Here is a 218-nt window from a genome sequence, read left to right as displayed (position 1 = left end):
CCCGGGGTGTCGGCGACGATGAACTTGCGCTTGTCGGTGGAGAAGAAGCGGTAGGCCACGTCGATCGTGATGCCCTGCTCGCGCTCGGCCGCCAGGCCATCGACCAGCAGCGCGAAGTCGATCTGGTCGCCCTGGGTGCCGAACTTCTTCGAGTCGGCCTCGACCGCGGCAAGCTGGTCCTCGAACAGCATCTTCGATTCGTAGAGCAGGCGGCCGAT

Annotated in this window: 1 protein-coding gene; it reads right to left on the bottom strand. The window is 65.1% G+C overall.

Going from position 1 to position 218, the window contains the following annotated elements:
- Positions 1-218 (bottom strand): GTP-binding protein (locus B447_RS21680; protein WP_004250106.1); only part of this gene is annotated, 218 nt, incomplete at both ends.

It is taken from the genome of Thauera sp. 27, assembly GCF_000310125.2.
Taxonomy (GTDB): Bacteria; Pseudomonadota; Gammaproteobacteria; order Burkholderiales; family Rhodocyclaceae; genus Thauera; species Thauera mechernichensis.
Note: the sequence above shows the minus strand (reverse complement) of the source record. Positions and strands in the feature narration are given on the sequence as shown.